Source organism: Mesorhizobium sp. M7A.F.Ca.CA.001.04.2.1 (assembly GCF_003998485.1).
GTDB lineage: Bacteria > Pseudomonadota > Alphaproteobacteria > Rhizobiales > Rhizobiaceae > Mesorhizobium > Mesorhizobium ciceri.
In genome coordinates, this window is sequence record NZ_RZQT01000009.1 from 62,457 (window position 1) to 82,055 (window position 19,599).

General features: G+C 63.9%; 21 protein-coding genes. 7 read left to right on the forward strand and 14 right to left on the reverse strand.

Features of this window, described 5'->3' with window-relative positions:
• Entirely contained in the window at window positions 1-270 is a 270-nt protein-coding gene (locus tag EN955_RS05080) for a type II toxin-antitoxin system prevent-host-death family antitoxin (protein ID WP_024504036.1), read from the reverse strand.
• Between the two features lie 72 nt (window positions 271-342).
• Window positions 343-750 carry an ACT domain-containing protein gene (locus tag EN955_RS05085; RefSeq protein ID WP_024504035.1) on the reverse strand — a complete coding sequence of 136 codons (408 nt, stop codon included), beginning with the start codon at window positions 748-750 and terminating at the stop codon, window positions 343-345.
• Window positions 751-937: 187 nt separating this feature from the next.
• On the opposite strand from EN955_RS05085, the gene EN955_RS05090 reads away from it, so the two are divergent.
• The 3 genes from EN955_RS05090 to EN955_RS05100 all read left to right on the forward strand — a co-directional run bounded on the left by EN955_RS05090 (window position 938) and on the right by EN955_RS05100 (window position 2,773).
• Window positions 938-1,843: a bestrophin family ion channel gene (locus tag EN955_RS05090; RefSeq protein WP_024504034.1), complete on the forward strand. Its 906-nt coding sequence runs from the start codon at window positions 938-940 to the stop codon at window positions 1,841-1,843.
• Window positions 1,844-1,964: 121 nt separating this feature from the next.
• Window positions 1,965-2,375 carry a DoxX family protein gene (locus tag EN955_RS05095; RefSeq protein WP_013528798.1) on the forward strand — a complete coding sequence of 137 codons (411 nt, stop codon included), beginning with the start codon at window positions 1,965-1,967 and terminating at the stop codon, window positions 2,373-2,375.
• A 134-nt stretch (window positions 2,376-2,509) separates the two neighbouring features.
• Complete coding sequence (locus tag EN955_RS05100) at window positions 2,510-2,773, forward strand: glycine zipper domain-containing protein (protein WP_024504033.1); 264 nt, start codon at window positions 2,510-2,512, stop codon at window positions 2,771-2,773.
• Window positions 2,774-2,857: 84 nt separating this feature from the next.
• Here the strand turns inward: EN955_RS05100 and rpsP are convergent, their stop codons facing one another.
• The 7 genes from rpsP to EN955_RS05135 all read right to left on the reverse strand — a co-directional run bounded on the left by rpsP (window position 2,858) and on the right by EN955_RS05135 (window position 9,753).
• Window positions 2,858-3,259: a 30S ribosomal protein S16 gene (gene rpsP, locus EN955_RS05105; protein ID WP_024504032.1), complete on the reverse strand. Its 402-nt coding sequence runs from the start codon at window positions 3,257-3,259 to the stop codon at window positions 2,858-2,860.
• 37 nt (window positions 3,260-3,296) lie between these two features.
• Window positions 3,297-3,623 carry a chorismate mutase gene (locus EN955_RS05110; protein ID WP_013528801.1) on the reverse strand — a complete coding sequence of 109 codons (327 nt, stop codon included), beginning with the start codon at window positions 3,621-3,623 and terminating at the stop codon, window positions 3,297-3,299.
• Between the two features lie 7 nt (window positions 3,624-3,630).
• Entirely contained in the window at window positions 3,631-5,241 is a 1,611-nt protein-coding gene (gene ffh, locus EN955_RS05115) for a signal recognition particle protein (protein ID WP_024504031.1), read from the reverse strand.
• 290 nt (window positions 5,242-5,531) lie between these two features.
• A complete protein-coding gene (locus EN955_RS05120) occupies window positions 5,532-6,482 on the reverse strand; it encodes a CPBP family intramembrane glutamic endopeptidase (RefSeq protein WP_024504030.1) in 951 nt (316 codons plus the stop codon).
• Window positions 6,483-6,653: 171 nt separating this feature from the next.
• Complete coding sequence (locus EN955_RS05125) at window positions 6,654-7,253, reverse strand: DUF1236 domain-containing protein (RefSeq protein WP_024504029.1); 600 nt, start codon at window positions 7,251-7,253, stop codon at window positions 6,654-6,656.
• A gap of 63 nt (window positions 7,254-7,316) precedes the next feature.
• Window positions 7,317-8,414 (reverse strand): putative zinc-binding metallopeptidase, encoded by a 1,098-nt coding sequence (locus tag EN955_RS05130; protein WP_024504028.1) that lies wholly within the window; start codon window positions 8,412-8,414, stop codon window positions 7,317-7,319.
• Between the two features lie 91 nt (window positions 8,415-8,505).
• On the reverse strand, window positions 8,506-9,753 hold the full coding sequence (locus EN955_RS05135) for an NAD(P)/FAD-dependent oxidoreductase (RefSeq protein WP_024504027.1): 1,248 nt from the start codon (window positions 9,751-9,753) through the stop codon (window positions 8,506-8,508).
• A 141-nt stretch (window positions 9,754-9,894) separates the two neighbouring features.
• On the opposite strand from EN955_RS05135, the gene EN955_RS05140 reads away from it, so the two are divergent.
• On the forward strand, window positions 9,895-10,692 hold the full coding sequence (locus tag EN955_RS05140; RefSeq protein WP_024504026.1) for a lytic transglycosylase domain-containing protein: 798 nt from the start codon (window positions 9,895-9,897) through the stop codon (window positions 10,690-10,692).
• A gap of 73 nt (window positions 10,693-10,765) precedes the next feature.
• Here EN955_RS05140 and EN955_RS05145 read toward each other — a convergent pair whose 3' ends face one another.
• Window positions 10,766-11,287 (reverse strand): hypothetical protein, encoded by a 522-nt coding sequence (locus EN955_RS05145; protein ID WP_024504025.1) that lies wholly within the window; start codon window positions 11,285-11,287, stop codon window positions 10,766-10,768.
• A gap of 5 nt (window positions 11,288-11,292) precedes the next feature.
• On the reverse strand, window positions 11,293-12,516 hold the full coding sequence (locus EN955_RS05150; RefSeq protein WP_024504024.1) for an argininosuccinate synthase: 1,224 nt from the start codon (window positions 12,514-12,516) through the stop codon (window positions 11,293-11,295).
• 301 nt (window positions 12,517-12,817) lie between these two features.
• On the opposite strand from EN955_RS05150, the gene EN955_RS05155 reads away from it, so the two are divergent.
• Both EN955_RS05155 and EN955_RS05160 read left to right on the forward strand, forming a co-directional pair.
• Entirely contained in the window at window positions 12,818-14,893 is a 2,076-nt protein-coding gene (locus EN955_RS05155) for a bifunctional diguanylate cyclase/phosphodiesterase (protein WP_024504023.1), read from the forward strand.
• Between the two features lie 130 nt (window positions 14,894-15,023).
• On the forward strand, window positions 15,024-15,665 hold the full coding sequence (locus EN955_RS05160) for a LysE family translocator (RefSeq protein WP_024504022.1): 642 nt from the start codon (window positions 15,024-15,026) through the stop codon (window positions 15,663-15,665).
• 6 nt (window positions 15,666-15,671) lie between these two features.
• On the opposite strand, the gene EN955_RS05165 is transcribed toward EN955_RS05160, so the two are convergent.
• The 3 genes from EN955_RS05165 to rlmN are packed head-to-tail and all read right to left on the reverse strand — an operon-like array spanning window position 15,672 to window position 17,832.
• Window positions 15,672-16,151 carry a hypothetical protein gene (locus tag EN955_RS05165; protein ID WP_024504021.1) on the reverse strand — a complete coding sequence of 160 codons (480 nt, stop codon included), beginning with the start codon at window positions 16,149-16,151 and terminating at the stop codon, window positions 15,672-15,674.
• Window positions 16,151-16,537 (reverse strand): hypothetical protein, encoded by a 387-nt coding sequence (locus EN955_RS05170; protein WP_244506876.1) that lies wholly within the window; start codon window positions 16,535-16,537, stop codon window positions 16,151-16,153. The genes EN955_RS05165 and EN955_RS05170 overlap by 1 nt, the downstream gene beginning before the upstream one ends.
• Window positions 16,538-16,596: 59 nt before the next feature.
• Complete coding sequence (gene rlmN, locus EN955_RS05175; protein ID WP_024504019.1) at window positions 16,597-17,832, reverse strand: 23S rRNA (adenine(2503)-C(2))-methyltransferase RlmN; 1,236 nt, start codon at window positions 17,830-17,832, stop codon at window positions 16,597-16,599.
• A 379-nt stretch (window positions 17,833-18,211) separates the two neighbouring features.
• On the opposite strand from rlmN, the gene EN955_RS05180 reads away from it, so the two are divergent.
• Window positions 18,212-19,561, forward strand: a complete 1,350-nt coding sequence (locus EN955_RS05180; RefSeq protein ID WP_024504018.1) for a chloride channel protein — start codon at window positions 18,212-18,214, stop codon at window positions 19,559-19,561.
• The last annotated feature ends 38 nt before the right edge of the window (window positions 19,562-19,599 follow it).

The following is a 19,599-nucleotide window of genomic DNA, read 5'->3' on the forward strand; positions in this document are numbered from 1 at the left end:
TTACTTGGTATCCATCAAGGCATTGAGATGATCGTGTTCTGATGACATGCGGCCGCCGGCGATAGCTTCCACTTCCTCGCGCTGCAGATCCCTGGTCGCAAATGACTGCCGGGCCAGGTTCTTGTAGTGCTGCAGCTCTTCATACTCGACAGCTGAAACGAAATAGCCGGTTGGCCGCCCGTGACTCATCACAGCGACCGGCTCACGCTGCACGATCTCTCGGTAACGCCCGAAATTACGGGTGAATTCTGTGGTGGGAACTTCGCGCATGATGGGTCATCCTAAATCGCGTAATTTACGCATTTACCGCAATTTACGCGATTCTTGGGGTCCTGTCAAAATTCAGCTGGCGCTGTCCCTAGCCAGTTGGCGCAGCAGTTCCAGCGCTTCCTCCGCCCTGTCGGCCGGCACGAACAGATGGTCGTGGTAGAAGGCCGAAACCGGGTTCACGCCCATGCCAGCGGCGGCCAAGCGCGTGGTGATGGCGGCGAGGAAGCCGACGGCTTCCAGCGACGAATGGATGTTCAGCGTCAGCATCCGGCAGCGGAACGAAGCGGTCAGTGCAGCAGTGCTGGCCGCCTCCTCGGTCACGATCAGTGTCACGCCCTCGCGCTCGCGAAACATCATCACCGGCTCAACGCCTTCCGGCTGAGCGACGCCAGGCGCCAGCGTGGCGAAGACATAGGTGTCGGCCAGCAGTTCCGGCGTCATCGATGCCAGCAGTGTCTTCAGATCGGTCTCGCCGGTCATTCGTTTTCTCTCGCTTGCAGAAATGGGCCGCAGCCCACGTGCTCTTCAATATCCGCGACCGGCGCGTGCCGATAGTCCAGGCGCTGCAAGGACGACATGGCGATGTCGCTGGCGGCTGGGCTTGCAGAGCTGTCGCATCGCACAATAGAGAAGCTGAGGGCCAGTGCCGGTCCGTGAAAGGCCTTCGATGATCGTTCGCCCGCGCCCCACATTCCTGCAGCTGTTCTTCATCATGCGCGGTTCGGTCGTGCCACGCATTCTGCCGCAGATATTGGGCTTCGCGCTTTATTCCGCGATCATCCTGGCCGCGGCGCGCCGGTTCCAGCTTGATTTCAGCGTCTTCAACATCACGCCTTTCGGCCTGGTCGGCGTGACATTGTCGATCTATCTCTCGTTCCGCAACAACGCCGCCTACGACCGTTGGTGGGAGGCGCGCAAGCTGTGGGGCGCGCTGGTCTTCGAAATGCGCAACCTGGCACGCGCCACCACCAGCCTCATCCTGGACCAGACTGAACAGCGCGCCCTGCTGATGGAAGCGCTCGCCTTCTGTCATTTCCTGCGCGGGCAGCTGCGCAAGATCGACAGCATGAAGGATGCCCGTGCCTTCATCGACGCGGAGGCGGACAAGGCAGCAGCCTTTTCCAATCCGGCGGATGAGATGGTCAGGCGCATGGGCCGGCGTGCCAATGCGCAGCGCCTGGCGGGCGACGTCGACACGATCGGCTTTCGTATCCTCGATGAGAGGCTCGCGTCGGTCGCGGCCATCCAGGCCGGCTGCGAGCGGATCGCCGGTACGCCCTTGCCGTTCGCCTACACGCTGCTGGTGCATCGCACGGCCTATATCGTCTGCCTGCTGCTGCCGGTCGGCCTGATCTCGACCACCGGTTGGGCGACGCCGCTGTTCACCGCGCTGATCGCCTACACTTTCTTCGGCCTCGACGCGCTGTCGGAAGAGCTCGAGGATCCGTTCGGCACCGAAGCCAACGACCTCGCTCTCGACAGCCTCTGCCGTGTCTGCGAAATCTCGGTGTTCGAGGCGCTGGGCGAAACGCCGCCGAAGATGATCCCGGCGGAAAAGTTCTATTTTTCGTAGGCAAAGGCGCGCGGGCTTAGCGGGATTAAAAGAATCCGCCCCGCTGTCGGATCGCCGCTCCATGCCACGTCCTTGATTCGACCCCAGCAAGAAGGGGATAGAACCATCAGGAGGGACCATCATGAGCATTTCCGAAACCGCGCCCGTCTCGCCGGGCGCTTTGTGGACCGGCCGCGCGCTCAGCGGCGTCATCGTGCTGTTCATGATCTTCGACGGCGCCATCAAGCTGCCGCCGCTCGATATCGTCGTCCAGACGATGGTACCGCTTGGCTGGCCGGCCGATCCGAATGTCGCGCGCATGCTTGGCGTCATCGGCCTGATCTCGACCGCTCTCTATGCGCTGCCGCGCACCTCGGTGCTCGGCGCCATCCTGCTTACTGCCTATATGGGCGGCGCCATCGCCACCAATGTCCGCGTCGACAACCCGCTGTTCTCGCACATTCTGTTCGGCGTCTATCTCGGCATTATCCTGTGGGGTGGCCTGTATCTGCGCGATCCCAGGCTCCGCGCGCTGATCCCGTTCAGCCGTTAGATCCGGATCGAAGCACCGCTTTCGGCTCGAAGCCTGAACCCTTTGCCGGGCAATATCTCAGGGATCGAATCGTCGAGTTGCGAGTTAGAGATTCGCCCGGCGGCGGAGGCGGCTCCTATCGGAGAGGAACGACGATGAAGAAAACGATGCTTTTGATGGCGCTGCTGGTGCCGCTCGCCGCTTGTTCGCAAACGGAAAAAGGCGCGGCCGTAGGCGGCCTCGGTGGCGCTGCCGTCGGTGCGGCCGTCGCCGGCGATCCGGTTGAAGGCGCCGTCGTCGGTGGTGCTGTCGGCGCTGTTGCCGGCGCGCTGATCGGCCGGGCGAGCGAGCGTGGCGAATGCCGCTACCGCGATAGCCGTGGCCGCGTCTATATTGACCGCTGCCCGAGCGGCTATTGACCGGGCGGCTTTTACAGACAGGGTCGAATGAAAAAACGGCGGGCACATGGCCCGCCGTTTTCCTGGATGCGATAGAGCAAATACTTATTCGGCGGTTGCGGCTTCCGCCTCGGCCGGTGCAGCCGCGGCGGCGGCAACGGCAGCAGCGGCATCTTCCTGCGCCTTCCTCAGAAGAGCAGCGCGTTCCTGCGCCTTCTTGCCCGGCTCGGCCTTCTTCGGGTTGGAACGGGCGTCGCGCTTGACAAGGCCGGCCTCGTCGAGGAAGCGCAGCACGCGGTCGGTCGGCTGGGCGCCATGCGCCAGCCAATGCTTGACGCGGTCGGCGTCGACCTTGACGCGTTCGCCGTCCTTGGGCAGCAGCGGGTTCCACGAGCCGATGGACTCGATGAACCGGCCGTCACGCGGCGAACGGGCGTCGGCAATGACGACGTGGTAATAAGGACGCTTCTTCGAGCCCGCACGGGCCAGTCGGATCTTCAAGGGCATTTCTTTTCTCCTAAAAACTAAGTTCGTTGATTGGGTTTCAGTTGGTTTTCGTCACGCCGTTGGAAGCGGCGATCTGTTCGTGGTGGCGGATCACTTCGCGGACGACGAAGTTGAGGAACTTTTCCGCGAAATCCGGGTCGAGATGAGCATCCTTCGCCAGCTGGCGAAGCCGGGCGATCTGCTGCTGCTCGCGTGCCGGGTCGGCCGGCGGCAAGCCATGAGTCGCCTTCAGCACGCCAACCGCCTTGGTGCAGCGGAAGCGCTCCGCAAGCATGTGGATGAGGGCTGCGTCGATGTTGTCGATCGACGCCCGGTAATCTGCCAGGAGGGCGCGGGCGTCGGCCATGTCCTTTTCTTCGTTCATGGCGTCCTCACTTCTTCTTGCCAAGGCCGGGCAGCCCGCCACCGCCGAGGCCGGGAAGCCCGGGAAGTTTCATGCCGCCGGGCAAACCTGGCATGCCGCTGGGCAGGCCACCGCCGCCGGGAAGGCCTTTCATGCCGCCGCCTAGGCCGGCTGCCTGCGCCTGCTTCTGCAAGGCTTCGAGCTGCTTGGGGTCCATCTTCGACAGGTCCGGCATGCCGCCGCCCATCATGCCACCCATACCGCCGGGCATCATGCCGCCGAGGCCCATCTTGGAGGCGAGGCCGCCCATCATGCCACGCATCAGGCCGCCGCCTTTGCCCTTGCCGCCCATTGCCTTCATCATGTCGGCCATGCCGCGATGCATTTTGAGCAGCTTGTTGATTTCGGCCGCGTCGGTGCCGGAACCGGCAGCGATGCGCTTCTTGCGCGAATGCTTGAGCAAATCGGGATTGGCGCGCTCTGCCTTGGTCATCGACGAGATGATGGCGAGCTGGCGGCCGAACATCTTGTCGTCGAGACCGGCGGCGGCCATCTGGTCCTTCATCTTGCCCATGCCGGGCATCATGCCCATGATGCCGCCCATGCCGCCCATCTTCGACATCTGCTGAAGCTGGCCGGCGAGATCGTTCAGGTCGAACTTGCCCGACTGCATCTTCTTGGCCATCGCCGCCGCCTGTTCGGCGTCGATGTTCTCGGCGGCCTTTTCGACGAGCGAGACAATGTCGCCCATGCCGAGGATGCGGTCAGCGATGCGCTTGGGGTGGAATTCCTCCAGCCCGTCCATCTTTTCGCCGGTGCCGATCAGCTTGATCGGCTTGCCGGTGACGGCGCGCATCGAAAGGGCAGCACCGCCACGGCCGTCGCCGTCCATGCGGGTCAGCACGAGACCGGTGATGCCGACGCGCTCGTCGAAGCTCTTGGCCAGGTTGACGGCGTCCTGGCCGGTCAGCGAATCGGCGACCAGCAGGATTTCGTGCGGGCTCGATACCTTCTTGATGTCGGCCATCTCGACCATCAGCGGCTCGTCGATATGGGTGCGGCCGGCGGTGTCGAGGATGACGACGTCGTGGCCGCCGAGCTTGGCCGCCTGCACGGCGCGGCGCGCGATGTCGACCGGCGACTGGCCGTCGATGATCGGCAGCGTGGCGACCTTGACCTGTTCGCCGAGCTGGCGAAGCTGCTCCTGCGCGGCGGGGCGCCGCGTGTCGAGCGAGGCCATCAGGACCTTCTTGTTCTGACGCTCGGAAAGACGCTTGGCGATCTTGGCCGAAGTGGTCGTCTTGCCGGAACCCTGCAGGCCGACCATCATGATGACGACCGGCGCCGGGGCATTGAGATCGATAGCGACGCCTTCGGCGCCGAGCATGTCGACCAGTTCGTCATGAACGATCTTGACGACCATCTGGCCGGGCTTGATCGACTTGACCACGGCCGCGCCGACAGCCTTCTCGCGCACCTTGTCGGTGAAGGAGCGCACCACTTCCAGCGCCACGTCGGCTTCGAGCAGCGCACGGCGCACCTCGCGCAGCGCCGCCGAGACATCAGCCTCCGACAGCGCGCCGCGGCCGGTCAGGCCGTTCAGGATCGAACCAAGACGTTCCTGTAGCGATTCAAACATTCGTTTTCCTTTTCCCTGGCACCCGGATGGTGCCCGAGAGGTAATGCGTTCGCGCCCAGTGTCCAACCAAAAGTCCAAGCAAAAGCCAAAACCAAAAAGCACCCGGGGGCGCTCAGCGCTGCCGGGTGTTGGCCTCCAGGATCGATTTACAGCACTTCACCTCAAAGAGGTTTCGGCGTCCTGGTCGGCTTGCTCGGAGGGATACTCGTCGCGGAATTCGGGGCGTGTAGACAGGAAATCTGCGCAAGAGTCAAGACAAGGGCCGGGTAGCGTCATTCCCGGAGCCGCATTCAGGCCGTGCTCGCGCGGTCCGGAAGCTCGGCGGCGACCTTGAGCGGCGAGCGCGGATGCAAAAGCAGCCCGATGGTCAGCAGGCTGCAGGCGATGCCGATGAAGGCGATGAGAACCGCATCCGACGTTGCCCAGCCCGGTCCCTCGAGCGGCCTGGCGTTGAACAGGGCGAAGGAATTGTAGCTTTCCTGATGCGAGATCAGCAGGAAGCCGGTCAGGTTGTTGCCGAGATGAGCACCCAGCGCGGCGCCGAGATTGCCGGTTGCGTAGACGACAAGCGTCAGCAGCAGCGCGAAGGCGGCGATCGACGCCAGCACACAGGCGTTGATGGCTGGCGACGAACTCGCACTCCAATGCAGCGAGGTGAACAGCAGGGCCGGCAGCAGCGCCCAGATGAACGGGCTCTTGAACCGGCTGGCGAGACCGCGCAGCAGGTAGCCGCGAAACAGCAACTCTTCCGACGAGGTCTGCAACAGAGTGAGCGCGGCGATCGGGATCGCAAACAGCAGCCAGGACGACAGGCTGATCGGGCCGCGCGCGATCTGCGGCTGCAAGAGATAGAGCAGGATTTCGGAGATCAACGAGGTGATCAGCACCGCGATCAGCCCCTTGAGGAAGCCGGACCACGAAACACGCCGGCTGTTGCCGAGCAGCGCCGACAGCTTCTCGCCATGCACCCAGCGCATCGCGACCCACAGGCCGATCCAGATGCCGGCGAACGAGACGAGCGCGGCGAGGATGCCGATGGGCGAGGCGAGGAAACCCTGCATGCCGGATGATGGGGCCGCCTGCCGGGCGAAGAAGGCATAGGTGCCGCCGACCAGCACGGCCACGGTGGTTGCTGCCCAAAAAAGGACGACGATCCCCGTTCCGAGCAACAGGCGCGGCAAGGTCGTCCTGGCGTTCGGCGAATGCCTGTAGCGCTCGAAGGCGGCCGGATCGATGGTCACGCGGGCTCCTTTGCCAAAGTCATCGCCTATTGACTAATCGATGGCCCGGAAAAATCGGAAGTTTTCCGCAAAGGACAATGCTCAGAGCAGCGTCGGCGCACAAGAGGCGACGCTGCGGTGCCGCCTGCCGGCGGCCGCTGCTGTGGCAGCGGCCGCTTATGCCAATTGTCGTCAGCGCACGACGTACATGATGCGCCGGGTCTGCGGATCGATCAGCGCCCGCTGGCCGTTCACATAGACATAGCGGTAATTGTAGTCCGGAATCTCGCGCAGCTCGACGGTGTCGGGCAGGGTCGCGCCGGTGACCACTTCGCCTTCCAGATAGATGGGATCGAGGCGATGCGTGTCGACATAGGTGCGGACTTCAGCCGGGGGCGGCGGGAAGTCATCCACGACCGGATCGCTGGCGATGATCGCGCCGGTATAATCGGTCGAGTAGTTGCCGATGTCCTCCGGCGGCGAGACGACAGCAACGCTGGCGCGCCGTTGCGTCAGCACCACCCGGCTGCCGCCTATATCGGCCGTCACATAGTCGGAATAGACCCAGCCCTGGCCGCCGGCCTCGGCTATGGTGCACCATTTGCTGTTTTCGATGCAGCCATTGAGCGTTGCCGACTGACCGGCGGCGAGCACGCCGATGACAGGGTATTGCGGGCCGGGTCCGGCGCGAACGTTAAGGTCGGTGATGGCTGAGACGGCGGTGTCGGCAAACGCGGCGCCCGACATCACGGTCAGCATTCCGGCGACCGCCGGAAACAACAGGGATTTCATGGTTTCTCTCCGTTTTCATGGTCCCTCGCCAGCGAAAACGGGGCAGCAGCTCATGCGTTCCCGCTAAAGCGCCTGTGCCAACTCACGATTTGTTCCCTGTTCTCCAGGCAAATCGGTCAGAAGTTCGTGAACGAAGTCCAATTTCCGCGCCGTGACGTCCGAAATGACAAAGGGATAGAGGTCCGGCAGGCCCATGCAGCGGTTGATCGAATTGGAGGCTTCCGACAGCACCAGCCAGCGGGCAAGGATCTTTTCGAAAGGCTCGGGCGCGGTCGGCGGCTCCGAGGGTGCCGCCTGCAATTCGCCGCCGGTGTCGCCGCGCGGCAAGTCGTTGGCCTCCACCGTCTCCAGCCGGCCGAGCGGAAAGTTCAGTGCGTGCACCATTTCCAGCGTGTCGGTGATGTGCAGGTGGTGAGCCCAGGTCTCGGCCCAGTCCTCCCATGGATGCGAGGTCGCATAGGCCGAGATGTGGCCTTGCTGCCAGTCGGGCGGCGCACCATTGGCATAATAGGCCTTCAGCGCCTGTTCGTAATCGGCGCGGTCATCGCCGAACAGTGCGCGGAAAGCTTCGAGCCGGTGCGGATCGTCGCGGATCAGGCGGTCCCAGTAATAGTGCCCAAGCTCATGACGGAAATGACCGAGCAAGGTGCGGTAGTTCTCGCCCATCTCGACGCGCCGCTTCTCGCGCTCGGCCGAATCCGCCTCGGCGACGTTGAGCGTGATCAGGCCATTGTCGTGGCCGGTCAGGATCCGCTCGCCGCCGGGGCCGCCGCCGATCGGATCGGCGAGGAAGTCGAAGGCCAGCCCGATCTCGTCGGCGGGGTTCTGCTTGGGCGCCACCGGCAGCCCGAAGGCCAGCAGCGAATAGATGGCGCGCTTCTTCGCCGCTTCGACACGGATCCAGCGGCGGCGGTTGCCGTCGACGGAGAGATCCGGGATCAACTGGTTGAGCGCACAGGCGCGGCAAAAGGCGTGTCCGGGCTCGGCCATCCAGTTGCAGGCGCATTCATCGGCGTTGGTGCACTGGAAGATGCCGTCGGCGCTCGCCAGCGCGAAACAGGCGTGCTCGGGATCGTAGAGCACGGGGTTCCCGCAGTTCAGGCACTGGGCGTTCTCGAAATAGATGCGATGGCCGCAATGGGGGCAGTCGAAGAGTTTCATGTCGGTCTCAATTCACCGGAGGTGACATAGATATTCACGGCGGCCCGTGCCCAACGCGAACAGCCGCGCGGCGTTCCACATTTTCCTGAAGCTATTTGGCCGCAAGTTGGGCGACAACCTGTCTTGCCACCGCTTCGCCCGACAGCCGTGCGCCGCCGCAGGTCTGCATCAGCGGGCCGGCCAAGTGCTCGCCGGCGAAGAAGATCTTGTCGGCCACCGGCTGCATGAGCGCGGCGCGCGCCAGTGAACGGCCAGGGCGGGCGGCGGCGTAGGCGCCGCGCACGAAGCGCTCGCCGCCCCAATTGGTCATCATGGCGCGTCCGACATGCTTGCGCGTATCGCCACCGAAGATGCCGCACAGCCGGTCGACGACGAAGTCGATGCCGGCCGCCTCGCCGGCCGCCGACATTTCCCAGGCGAAATCGCCGCCGACGAAGCCGACCATCAGGTCAAGGTCGAACGGGAAGCACAGGAAATAGATGTCGTGCCTGGCCATCCGTTCGATCAGCAGGTCGTCGAAGGGCTGCAGCCCGAGCCTTGTGCCCGATATTTCGACCGGCAATTTGGTCAGCATGCCCATCGGCAGGTCGAAGAAGGCGCCAAAATGGGTGTCGGGCAGGGCCGGCGAGAACGCGATCTCCTCGAAGGCGAGCACCGCTGGCGAAGCGGTCACGATCACCGCTTTGGCGCGGACGGTGCCGCGATCGGTGACGCAGGCGACGCCGGGCACGTCCCACAGGATCTTGCGTACCGGCGTCGACAGTTCGACCGGCACGCTGGCGCCGAAACGCGCCACCAGCGCGCCAAGGCCCTCCTTGCTGAAGTAGTTCGGGTCGAGATCGGCGGCGGCCTGGAAGTCCAGGATCGAGATTTCGTCCTCGTCGGCGCCGAAATCCATCGGCCCGGCGAAGGTGGCGGCGGCGCGCGGCGCATGGCCTTTTGCCAACAGCGCCGAAAGACGATCGTCATCTCCGTCCTTCACTTCATGCCTGGCCAGCAGTTCGAACAGCTTTGCGTCGGCGGCCTTCATGTCGGCTTCTTCCGCTTCGCTCGCCTTGCGCTCGCGGTAGTAGAGATGATCGACATTCATGTCGTGATGATGCAACGTCCAGCCTGCCACTTGCGCTTCGGGAAAATAGGGATTGCGGTCGGCGGCATGCAGCCAGGCGCAGCCGATGTCGAAAGGCACGCCGAAATGCTGGTCGCTGGTCCAGGCTCGCCCGCCGATTCTGTCCATCGCTTCGAGCAGCGTGAAGGAAAGCCCCGCCGCCTGCAGGGTTTTGGCAGCGGCAAGACCCGCCGAGCCGGCGCCGATGATGACGACATCAACGTCTTGCATGCAGCCCCCTTGCCACAATAATCACTTGATCCTAGGCAAATTCCACGGCATTCGCCAGCATTGCAGCGGTGACAGTGACAAGTGCGCGTTTCGCTGGCAAGTTCGCAATTGGGACGTGATTCAGGCAACCAGGAGATCAACATGGCAATTCTTGCCAAGGGAAAGATGTTTGCAGCGGCCGCGATGGCGGTGCTTGCGCTGGCGACGGGCGCACAGGCAGCGGCCAGCTGCGGCAAGACCGGCGCCGGCTTCGAGGCCTGGAAGCAGGACTTTGCCGCGCAGGCCAGGTCGGAAGGTGTGGGCGCCAAGGGGCTGGCCGCTCTGGCCGGGGCGAACTACGCGACAAAGACGATCTCCGTCGACCGCGGCATTCACAAGGCCTTCAGCGGCTCGGTGGACGATTTCATGCGGCGGCGCGGCGGCGCGGCGATTATCTCCAAGGGCCGGTCGCTGAAGAAGTCGAATGCGGCGCTGTTCTCCAAGATCGAAGCGAATTACGGCGTGTCGCCGGGCGTGTTGCTGGCCATCTGGGGTATGGAAACCGGCTTCGGTTCGGCCATGGGCAACCAGAACACCGTCTCTGCGATTTTGACGCTTGCCTATGATTGCCGCCGCCCGGGGTTCTTCTACCCGCATGCGATCGCCGCCCTGAAGCTGGTCGATCGCGGGGCGCTGACAGCCTCGTCGGTCGGGGCGGCGCATGGCGAGATCGGACACACGCAGTTCCTGCCAGGAAACGTCCTGAAATATGGCGTCGGCGGCGGAAACCTGCGCGACAAGGGCACGGCGCTGGCTTCCACTGCCAACTTCCTCAAGGGTCATGGCTGGCGGGCAGGCGCGAGCGCGAGTGCGAATATGGGCGCGATTGCCGGCTGGAATTCCGCGAGCGTCTATCAGCAGGCCATCGCCCGCATTGCCACGGCGATCGACGGCGATTGACGGAACATGCACCGGGCAGAAGGCCCCGGCCATTTTTTGACTTGATCGAAAACCCGGCGTGAATGCCGGGTTTTTATTTGATCTCGAGCGTGTAGGAGCAGCCGGCCAGGGTCTTGCCGGGATGGGACTCGACGGTCGAGACGTTGAGCTTGACGTCCGTGGAGAAGGTCAATCCTTCCGACTCTTCGGTGCTTTGGAAAACGGCCTTTTCGCCAAGGAATTTTTGCGGCGTGGAAAAAACGGCCATGACGTCGAGTTCTTTTGCAAGCTCCGGCGCGGCAACGCCGTCGAGCACGGCCATCGGCCCCGCAGCGGTAAACACGATCGATCCTGTCTCGCGGTTGAACACGCGGATTTTGGCCGGCAGTTCGTATTGGCTGAGAAACGGATTGGCGGAGGCAACCTCCTTCCAGCCAAGCGTTTCAACGGCACCCGGTGCGCTGGACAGCCACAGGGCAAAGTCGTTGTAAGTCGGAACGTCCGCCCTGCACTCGATCAGCGCGGGAAGGTCAAGAGAGGCGGGGTCGAACTCCTGGCCGGCGGCCGGCGTCGCCAGAACAACCAGCGGCGCCAGGCAGCGACCGAAACCGCGCATCCGCCCTACTTGGCACGGTTGCGCGCTGCCAGCGTTCTCAGCCGCAGTGCATTGAGGCGGATGAAGCCGGCGGCGTCCTTCTGGTCGTAGGCGCCGCGGTCGTCCTCGAAGGTGACCAGCGCGTCGGAATAGAGCGTTTTCCTGGACTTGCGGCCGGTGACCATGACGTTGCCCTTGTAGAGCTTGAGCCGCACCGTGCCTTCGACGTCTTCCTGGCTCTTGTCGATCATCGCCTGCAGCATCAGGCGCTCGGGCGCGAACCAGAAGCCGTTGTAGATGAGTTCGGCGTAGCGCGGCATGAACTCGTCCTTGAGGTGGGCAGCACCCCGGTCGAGCGTGATCGATTCGATAGCGCGATGCGCGACGATCAGGATGGCGCCGCCGGGCGTCTCATAGACCCCGCGCGACTTCATGCCGACGAAGCGGTTCTCGACCAGGTCGAGCCGGCCGATGCCGTTGTCGCGGCCGAGATCGTTGAGCGCCGCCAGCATGGTTGCCGGCGACAGCTTCTTGCCGTTGAGCGCGATCGGGTCGCCCTTCAGGAACTCGATCTCGATCTCGGTGACCTTGTCGGGCGCGTCCATCGGCGAAACGGTGCGCTGATGAACGAATTCCGGCGGCTCCACCCACGGGTCTTCCAGCACCTTGCCCTCGGAGGACGAATGCAAGAGGTTGGCGTCGACCGAGAACGGTGCATCGCCCTTCTTGTCCTTCGGCACCGGGATCTGGTGCTGCTCGGCGAAATTCATCAGGTCGGTACGCGACTTGAACGTCCAGTCGCGCCACGGCGCGATGACCTTGATGTCGGGGTTCAGTGCGTAAGCCGAGAGCTCGAAGCGAACCTGATCGTTGCCCTTGCCGGTGGCGCCATGCGCGATCGCATCGGCGCCGGTTTCCCGGGCTATATCGACGAGATGCTTGGAGATCAGCGGCCGGGCGATCGAGGTGCCGAGCAGATAGGTGCCTTCATAGACGGTGTTGGCGCGGAACATCGGGAAGACGAAGTCGGCGACGAATTCCTCGCGCACATCGACGATACGGATGTCCTTGATGCCCATCATCTCGGCCTTGCGGCGCGCCGGTTCCAGCTCTTCACCCTGACCGAGATCGGCGGTGAAGGTGATGACCTCGGCGCCGAACTCGGTCTGCAGCCATTTCAGGATGATGGATGTGTCGAGACCGCCGGAATAGGAGAGCACGACTTTCTTGATGTCTTTGGTTTTGGACATTTTTACCCCGTCGGTGGCGGACGCCCCAGCCTGGGCGTCACGGATTTGTCGCAGCGCCTTTTAGCAGGAACGGCAGAGCGAGCAAGCACGCGTGCGTGCATGGCTTCTGGTCCAGCGTATGGCGGGAGCACGATGCCGGCAGCGGAAACAACCTGCTGCAATCAAAGGCTGCATTTGCCGGTGAGACTTAATCAAGTTTTCATGCCGTGCCGCTAACACTTACGACAAAGCCGCCTTGGGCACGTTCCGGGCGGCTTCTTGCCTGCCTTGTCGCGGGCTCCTCGGGCTTGGGCGACTCTCGATGCGCGTTATATCATGCATCGCCACGGAGCATAATCTGTGGCTTGTCCTCCTGGCGGCGCTGATGTGCGTCACCGGCTGTTGGGTGACGATCGGCCTCTTCGACCGTTCGAGGAAAACCACCGGCGTGCAGATGAAGGGCTGGCTGTTCCTGACCGCGGTCGCCGCCGGCTCGTCGATCTGGTGCACCCATTTCATCGCCATGCTGGCCTACCAGCCCGGCGCGCCGATCACCTTCGATCCGGTCCTGACCATGGCGTCCCTGGTCATCGCCATCGTCGGCACCGGGCTGGGCTTCACCCTCGCATCCGGCAAGAGCCGGCGGCTGGCCCCGGAATGGGGCGGCGTCGTCGTCGGCCTGGCGATCTCGGCCATGCACTACACCGGTATGATGGCCTATCACGTTGCCGGCATCGTCGAATGGGACGGCTCCTATGTCGTGGCCTCACTGGTCATCTCGGCGGTGTTCTCCGCCCTGGCCGTCGGCCATGCCGTGCGCCGGCCATATCGTTGGTCGCACTATCTCGCCATTGGGTTGCTGGTGCTGGCGATCGTCGGCCTGCATTTCACGGCGATGGCGGCGGTAGCGGTGACGCCGCTGTCCTTCATCTCCACCGGCACCAATCCGGATATTCTCGTGGCGATGGCGGTCGCCGTCGCCGTTGTCGGCCTGATCGTCGCGGCCACGGGTTTCGCCAGCTATCTGATCGATGAGCGCGGCCGCCTGGAAAGCTTCGAGCGGCTTCAGCACCTTGCCCTCAACGATGCGCTTACCGGCCTTGCCAACCGGGTCTCCTTCAACGACCGCCTCGACCATGAGATCGAACGGGCGCGGGAAGACAAGGAAACGATGACGGCCGTCATCGTCATCGATCTCGACCGCTTCAAGGAGATCAACGACCTCAGGGGGCACGCGGCCGGCGACCAGGCGCTCAAGATCGTCGCCCGCAGGCTGGCGAAACTGACCGGCGATGGCGAATTCGTCGCGCGGCTCGGCGGTGACGAGTTTGCCGCCATCAAGCGCTTCAAGGATCAGAAAGACCTTCTCGGTCTGGTCTCGAGGCTGGAGAAATCGCTCTTCGAGCCGTTGCGGCTCGACGATTTCGAAATCGCCGCCGGCGCCAGCATCGGCGTCGCCGTCTATCCGCGCGACGGGGCCGACCGGGAGAGGCTGGTCAGCAATGCCGATCTCGCCATGTATCGGGCAAAGAACGACGTGACGCGGGCCGTCTGCTTCTACGAATCCGCCATGGACGAGACGGCGCGGGCGCGCCGCGCGCTGGCCACCGACCTTCGGCAGGCGATCGACCGCGGCGAGCTTTCGCTCCACTATCAGGTGCAGACCTCGGTCCAGACCGGCGCCACCTGCGGCTACGAGGCGCTGCTGCGCTGGACCCATCCTGTGCAGGGCATGATCCCGCCCGCCGAATTCATCCCGATCGCCGAGGAGAACGGCTCGATCATGGCGATCGGCGAATGGGTGTTGCGGACCGCATGTCGTCAGGCGGCATCCTGGGACAACAATCACAAGATCGCGGTCAATTTGTCGCCGGTGCAGTTCGCCCATGCCGACCTCGCCAAGCTCGTCCACCAGATACTGGTCGAGACCGGGCTGTCGCCGAAACGGCTGGAGCTGGAGCTGACCGAATCGACGATTGTCGCCGACAAGGTGCGCACGTTGCATGTCCTGCGCCAGATCAAGGCACTGGGCGTGACGATCGCGATCGACGATTTCGGCACCGGCTATTCATCGCTCGATACGCTGCGCTCGTTTCCTTTCGACAAGATCAAGCTCGACCGCTCGTTCATGGCCGATGTCGAGCGAAGCCCGCAGGCCAAGGCGATCATTCGGGCGGTGCTGACGCTGGGCCGCAGCCTCGACATTCCGGTGCTCGCCGAAGGCGTCGAGACGCATGTCCAGCTCACCATCCTGCAAGTCGAGGGCTGCAACGAGGCGCAAGGCTATTTCCTTGGCCGGCCCAAGCCGATCGACCAGATCACCGGGGGTTTCGATGTCCGCAACTATCAGCTCGTCGCGGAGGAGCCCGCCAGGATGCGGCTGAGCAGGCAGGCATAGGATTGCGGCGGCTGGCTGCCCGCGAATGCCTTCGCCAGACGCCTGCTGGATCGACCGTCGGATCGCTGCTGTGTCTGGCACTGTCATGGCGCATCCTGTATAGGGCCTCCCCAATCCCTTGAGGCCGCTCATGTCGTTCATTCCAGATACCGCCACGCTGATCCAGTTCGCCATCGCCACCGTCATCCTGGCGATCACGCCGGGGCCGGACATGACCCTGTTCGTCTCGCGCACGCTGAGCCAGGGCCGTGCCACTGGCTTTGCCTCGATGGCCGGCGCGCTGTGCGGCACGCTGATCCACACCACGCTGGTGGTGGTCGGCGTCTCGGCGCTGATCGTCGCCTCGCCGATGGCATTCTTCGTGCTGAAGATCTTCGGCGCCGGCTACCTCGTTTTCCTGGCCTGGCAGGCAATCACCAGGGGCTCGGCCTTTTCGCCGGAAAAGAAGACAGGCCCCGAGATTTCGCTGGTGCGCAGCTGGGCGGCGGGCCTCGGCGTCAATCTGCTCAACCCGAAGATCATCCTGTTCTTCATGACCTTCCTGCCGCAGTTCGTCTCCGCGCATGATCCGAACGCACCGGGAAAGCTGTTTTTCCTTGGGCTGATGTTCATCGTGCTGTCGGTGCCGGTGACGGTGCCGATGGTGCTGGCGGCGGAAAAGTTTTCGGCGGCGATGAAGGCCAGCCCGCGCGTCACGCGGGTGGTCGACTATCTCTTTGCCGGCGTGTTCTCCGCCTTCGCCCTCAAGATCCTGACGGCGCAGGCAAAGTAGGCGCCGTCATCCTGTATGGCCATCTTCTTTTGAGCCTGGTTCGCCTTGCCACCAGCTTGCGGCCCAGCGCCCGGCGCTGAGCCAGTAAAAGATACCACCGACCATGCCGCTGCCGATCACGGCCATGATGGCGCTGGTGTCCCTGACGGCGAAGGCGCTGTCACCGCTGTGGTCGGCAAGCCCGAGGAAAACACCGGCAACCACCGCGCCCGCCAGCGCATAGAACAGCCAGTCGCGCCGGCCCAGGATTTCGGCAAGCAGGATGACGACAGAGGCCGGCATCAGGGCGAAATAGGCGACGAACAGGGCGGCGAAGGGAATTGAGAAATACAGGGAAGCCGTCGCCGTCGGATGTGCATGCTCCGGCGTGTAGCCGAGCGATGCCAGGAACAGGATGTTGAGGAAGGCGCTCGCCGCCAGCGAGGCGACGGCATAGCCGAACAGGATGACGGTGAAACGGATGAGGTAGCCGACGAGACGCGCCATCAATCCCGGCCCAGATTCCGGCCCGTGCCGGACCTGCGTCCAGCCAGAAGCCAGTAGATCCAACCGGCGGCGATGCCGGCGGTGGCGAGAAAACCCAGAAAGCCCGGATTGAAGACAAAGCTGCTGGCGGAGCGCGGCATGGATACGCCAAAGGCGATGGACGTGATCGCACCGGTGGCGGCGAAGTAGAACCATCCCCGAAGTGAAAACCGTTCGGCGACAAAGAGCGCCGGGCCGACGATCAACAGCGCGCCGATCATTACGGTCAACACGGCGAGCGGGAACGAGCCAAGCCAGTCGAAGGCGAAAATGATCGACCAGTTGCCGTCTTCGATGCCTTCCAGAAGAGCGATCAGCAGCACCGGCACCAGGATCGAGGTCAGCACGGCGGCGACATAGCCGACCGCCATGATGGCGAGGCGTCTTAGGCAGGCGAAGGGGCGGTTCACGCCTCGCCGTGCCCCGCTATCATCATCGCTTCCAGAGCCAGCCGGTCGACCTTGCGCATGCGCTCGGAGTCGGATTTGAGCTGGCCGCAGGCGGCGAGGATGTCGCGGCCGCGCGGCGTGCGGATCGGCGAGGCATAGCCGGCATTGTTGATGTAGTCGGCGAATTTCTCGATCGTCTCCCAGTCCGAGCACTGGTAATTGGTGCCCGGCCACGGGTTGAACGGGATCAGGTTGATCTTGGCCGGAATGCCCTTGAGCAGCTTGATCAGTCCCTTGGCGTCCTCGATGGAATCGTTGACGTCCTTCAGCATCACATATTCGAAGGTGATGCGCTTGGCGTTCGACAGGCCCGGATAGGCGCGGCAGGCGGCGATCAGTTCCTTCAGCGGATACTTCTTGTTGATCGGCACAAGCAAGTCGCGCAGATCGTCATTGGTGGCATGCAGCGAGATTGCCAGCATGACGCCGATTTCCTCGCCGGTGCGGAAGATTTCCGGCACGACGCCGGAGGTCGACAGCGTGATGCGCCGCTTCGACAGGGACAGGCCGTCACCGTCGGAAGCGATCAGCAGCGCCTTCTTCACCGCTTCGAAATTGTAAAGCGGCTCGCCCATGCCCATCATGACGATATTGGACACTTTGCGGCCTTCGGCCGGCACGATGGCGCCGTCGGGCGTGTCGCGGTCAGGGAAATCGCCGAGCCGGTCGCGGGCGGTTAGCAGCTGGGCGAGGATCTCCTCGGCCGTCAGATTGCGCACCAGCTTCTGCGTGCCGGTGTGGCAGAACGAGCAGGTCAGCGTGCAGCCCACCTGGGAGGAGATGCACAGCGTGCCGCGACCCTCTTCGGGAATGTAGACGGTTTCGATCTCGACGGGCCGGCCGGCGCCGCGCGGCGGAAAGCGGAACAGCCACTTTCGCGTGCCGTCGGCGGAAATCTGCTCCTCGACGATCTCGGGCCTGGCGACGGTGAAATGCTTGTTGAGCTCAGCACGCAGATCCTTGGAGATGTTGAACATGCCGGCGAAATCGGAGACGCCGCGCACATACATCCAGTGCCACAGCTGCTGGGCGCGCATTTTCGCCTGGCGCTCGGGCACAGCGCCTGATGCAACCAGAGTCTCGGCGAGTTCGATCCGCGTCAGGCCGATCAGCGACTGCTTTTCGGGCTGTGCCGAGCGGGCACGCAACGCGTCGCGGGCGCTGTCAGTGGTGAGATCGAATGAAAGGGTCATGGTTGCACTGATATAAGCGGTTTGCGGCCGATTTCACGCATCGTGCCGGAAAGGAAGCGCGGCGCATAGCACAGGTTGAGGGCAGAGTCATGCTCAGCTAGCTTTACGATCTACGATCGCCTTGGAACGACGTCGGCACCGCCCCTCGTCATGGCGGGCATTTCTCTCCCGATAATGCCTGTCTTGCGGCGGCAGCGCGTTTGGCTGATGGCTTCCCCCACTCCGTCGAGCGTAGCTCGACGGAGTGGGGGTCGACCTTTCACCGAAGCGATGCTTCCGCCTGGCACTCAGGCGAGCGCCAACGACAGGTTTTTCCGGCGCTAGTTTAATAGACTGCCCAGCTGTGTTAGGCCGAAACATTCCCCGCTCGAGGACAGACATGGCCGGCACATCGCGAAAATATCCCATGCTGCGGCGTTCGCGCGCGATGTGGGGCTCACGGCGGGTCTGGCAGCCGCGCCTGGTGTTCTGGGCGGGCGCGCTTGGCATCGGTGTGATCAGCGTGCTGTTCGCGGTGCTGGCCGACAGGGCGCAGGAACTGTTTCAACTGATGACAGGAGATGCAGGCGGCTGGCGTTTCTATCTGCCGCTTGCCATTACGCCGTTGGGTTTCGTGCTGTGCGCCTGGCTTGCCCACACCTTCTTTCCCGGTTCGCAAGGCAGCGGCATTCCGCAGGCGATCGCCGCCCGCCATCTGCGTGACGACGAGGACCGCAGCCATATCCTGTCCCTCAAACTGGTGGCCGGCAAAATCATGCTCACCATCGTCGGCCTGTTCTGCGGCGCCTCGATCGGCCGCGAGGGTCCGACGGTGCAAGTCGGCGCGTCGCTGATGCTGCAGGCGGCACGCTGGGGCGGCATGGTGCAGGCCCGGGGTCTGATCCTGGCCGGGTCGGCCGCCGGGATTGCCGCCGCCTTCAACACGCCGCTGGCCGGCATCGTCTTCGCCATCGAGGAGATGGGCCGCACCTATGAGGCGCGAACCAACGGGCTGGTGCTGACGGCGGTGATCCTGGCCGGTCTCGCTTCGCTCGGCCTGCTCGGCAACTACACCTATTTTGGCGTCGCCAGGGACACCATCTCGTTTGCTGCCGAATGGCCGCTGGTGCTTGCCTGCGGCATCATCGGCGGCGGGTTCGGCGCGCTGTTCTCGCTGCTGGCGTTGAAGGCGACGCGGCGGATCCGGCGCTGGAACACTGGGCAGCCTTTGCGGCGCGCCCTGGTCGTGGCCGCAATCTGCGGGCTTGCGGTGGCGGTGATCGGCATCGCCTCGGGCGGGCTGACCTTCGGCACCGGTTACGTGCAGGCGCGGGGCGCCGTCGAAGGCACGCCGCTGCCGTGGTTCTTCTTCGCCGAAAAGTTCCTGGCGGGATTGCTGTCGATGATCTCGGGCATTCCGGGCGGTATCTTCGCGCCCTCGCTGGCTGTCGGCGCCGGCATCGGCAGTTCGCTCGGCCTCCTCTTTGGCGCGAGCACTGGGGTGGCGGCACTGCTCGGCATGGCCGGCTATTTCGCCGGTGTGGTGCAAGCGCCGATGACGGCCTTCGTCATCATCCTGGAGATGACCGGCAATCACGACAATGTCATCGCGCTGATGCTGGCCTCGATGCTGGGCTACGGCACGGCGCGCATGATCTCGCACGAGCCGCTCTATCACGCGCTATCGCGTGTCTTCATCGCCGAGGCGATCCGGCGCCGCCGGGCGGAGGCCGGGCCGGGGCAAGTATGAAAGAAAAAAGGCCGGGCTTCGCGGCCCGGCCTTTCTCT

Excerpts from the sequence above, each read along its gene's own strand:
- EN955_RS05080 (WP_024504036.1), bottom strand. The coding sequence starts at position 270 with ATGCGCGAAGTTCCCACCACAGAATTCACCCGTAATTTCGGGCGTTAC.
- EN955_RS05085 (WP_024504035.1), bottom strand. The coding sequence starts at position 750 with ATGACCGGCGAGACCGATCTGAAGACACTGCTGGCATCGATGACGCCG.
- EN955_RS05090 (WP_024504034.1), top strand. The coding sequence starts at position 938 with ATGATCGTTCGCCCGCGCCCCACATTCCTGCAGCTGTTCTTCATCATG.
- EN955_RS05095 (WP_013528798.1), top strand. The coding sequence starts at position 1,965 with ATGAGCATTTCCGAAACCGCGCCCGTCTCGCCGGGCGCTTTGTGGACC.
- EN955_RS05100 (WP_024504033.1), top strand. The coding sequence starts at position 2,510 with ATGAAGAAAACGATGCTTTTGATGGCGCTGCTGGTGCCGCTCGCCGCT.
- rpsP (WP_024504032.1), bottom strand. The coding sequence starts at position 3,259 with ATGCCCTTGAAGATCCGACTGGCCCGTGCGGGCTCGAAGAAGCGTCCT.
- EN955_RS05110 (WP_013528801.1), bottom strand. The coding sequence starts at position 3,623 with ATGAACGAAGAAAAGGACATGGCCGACGCCCGCGCCCTCCTGGCAGAT.
- ffh (WP_024504031.1), bottom strand. The coding sequence starts at position 5,241 with ATGTTTGAATCGCTACAGGAACGTCTTGGTTCGATCCTGAACGGCCTG.
- EN955_RS05125 (WP_024504029.1), bottom strand. The coding sequence starts at position 7,253 with ATGAAATCCCTGTTGTTTCCGGCGGTCGCCGGAATGCTGACCGTGATG.
- EN955_RS05130 (WP_024504028.1), bottom strand. The coding sequence starts at position 8,414 with ATGAAACTCTTCGACTGCCCCCATTGCGGCCATCGCATCTATTTCGAG.
- EN955_RS05135 (WP_024504027.1), bottom strand. The coding sequence starts at position 9,753 with ATGCAAGACGTTGATGTCGTCATCATCGGCGCCGGCTCGGCGGGTCTT.
- EN955_RS05140 (WP_024504026.1), top strand. The coding sequence starts at position 9,895 with ATGGCAATTCTTGCCAAGGGAAAGATGTTTGCAGCGGCCGCGATGGCG.
- EN955_RS05145 (WP_024504025.1), bottom strand. The coding sequence starts at position 11,287 with ATGCGCGGTTTCGGTCGCTGCCTGGCGCCGCTGGTTGTTCTGGCGACG.
- EN955_RS05150 (WP_024504024.1), bottom strand. The coding sequence starts at position 12,516 with ATGTCCAAAACCAAAGACATCAAGAAAGTCGTGCTCTCCTATTCCGGC.
- EN955_RS05155 (WP_024504023.1), top strand. The coding sequence starts at position 12,818 with ATGCGCGTTATATCATGCATCGCCACGGAGCATAATCTGTGGCTTGTC.
- EN955_RS05160 (WP_024504022.1), top strand. The coding sequence starts at position 15,024 with ATGTCGTTCATTCCAGATACCGCCACGCTGATCCAGTTCGCCATCGCC.
- EN955_RS05165 (WP_024504021.1), bottom strand. The coding sequence starts at position 16,151 with ATGGCGCGTCTCGTCGGCTACCTCATCCGTTTCACCGTCATCCTGTTC.
- rlmN (WP_024504019.1), bottom strand. The coding sequence starts at position 17,832 with ATGACCCTTTCATTCGATCTCACCACTGACAGCGCCCGCGACGCGTTG.
- EN955_RS05180 (WP_024504018.1), top strand. The coding sequence starts at position 18,212 with ATGGCCGGCACATCGCGAAAATATCCCATGCTGCGGCGTTCGCGCGCG.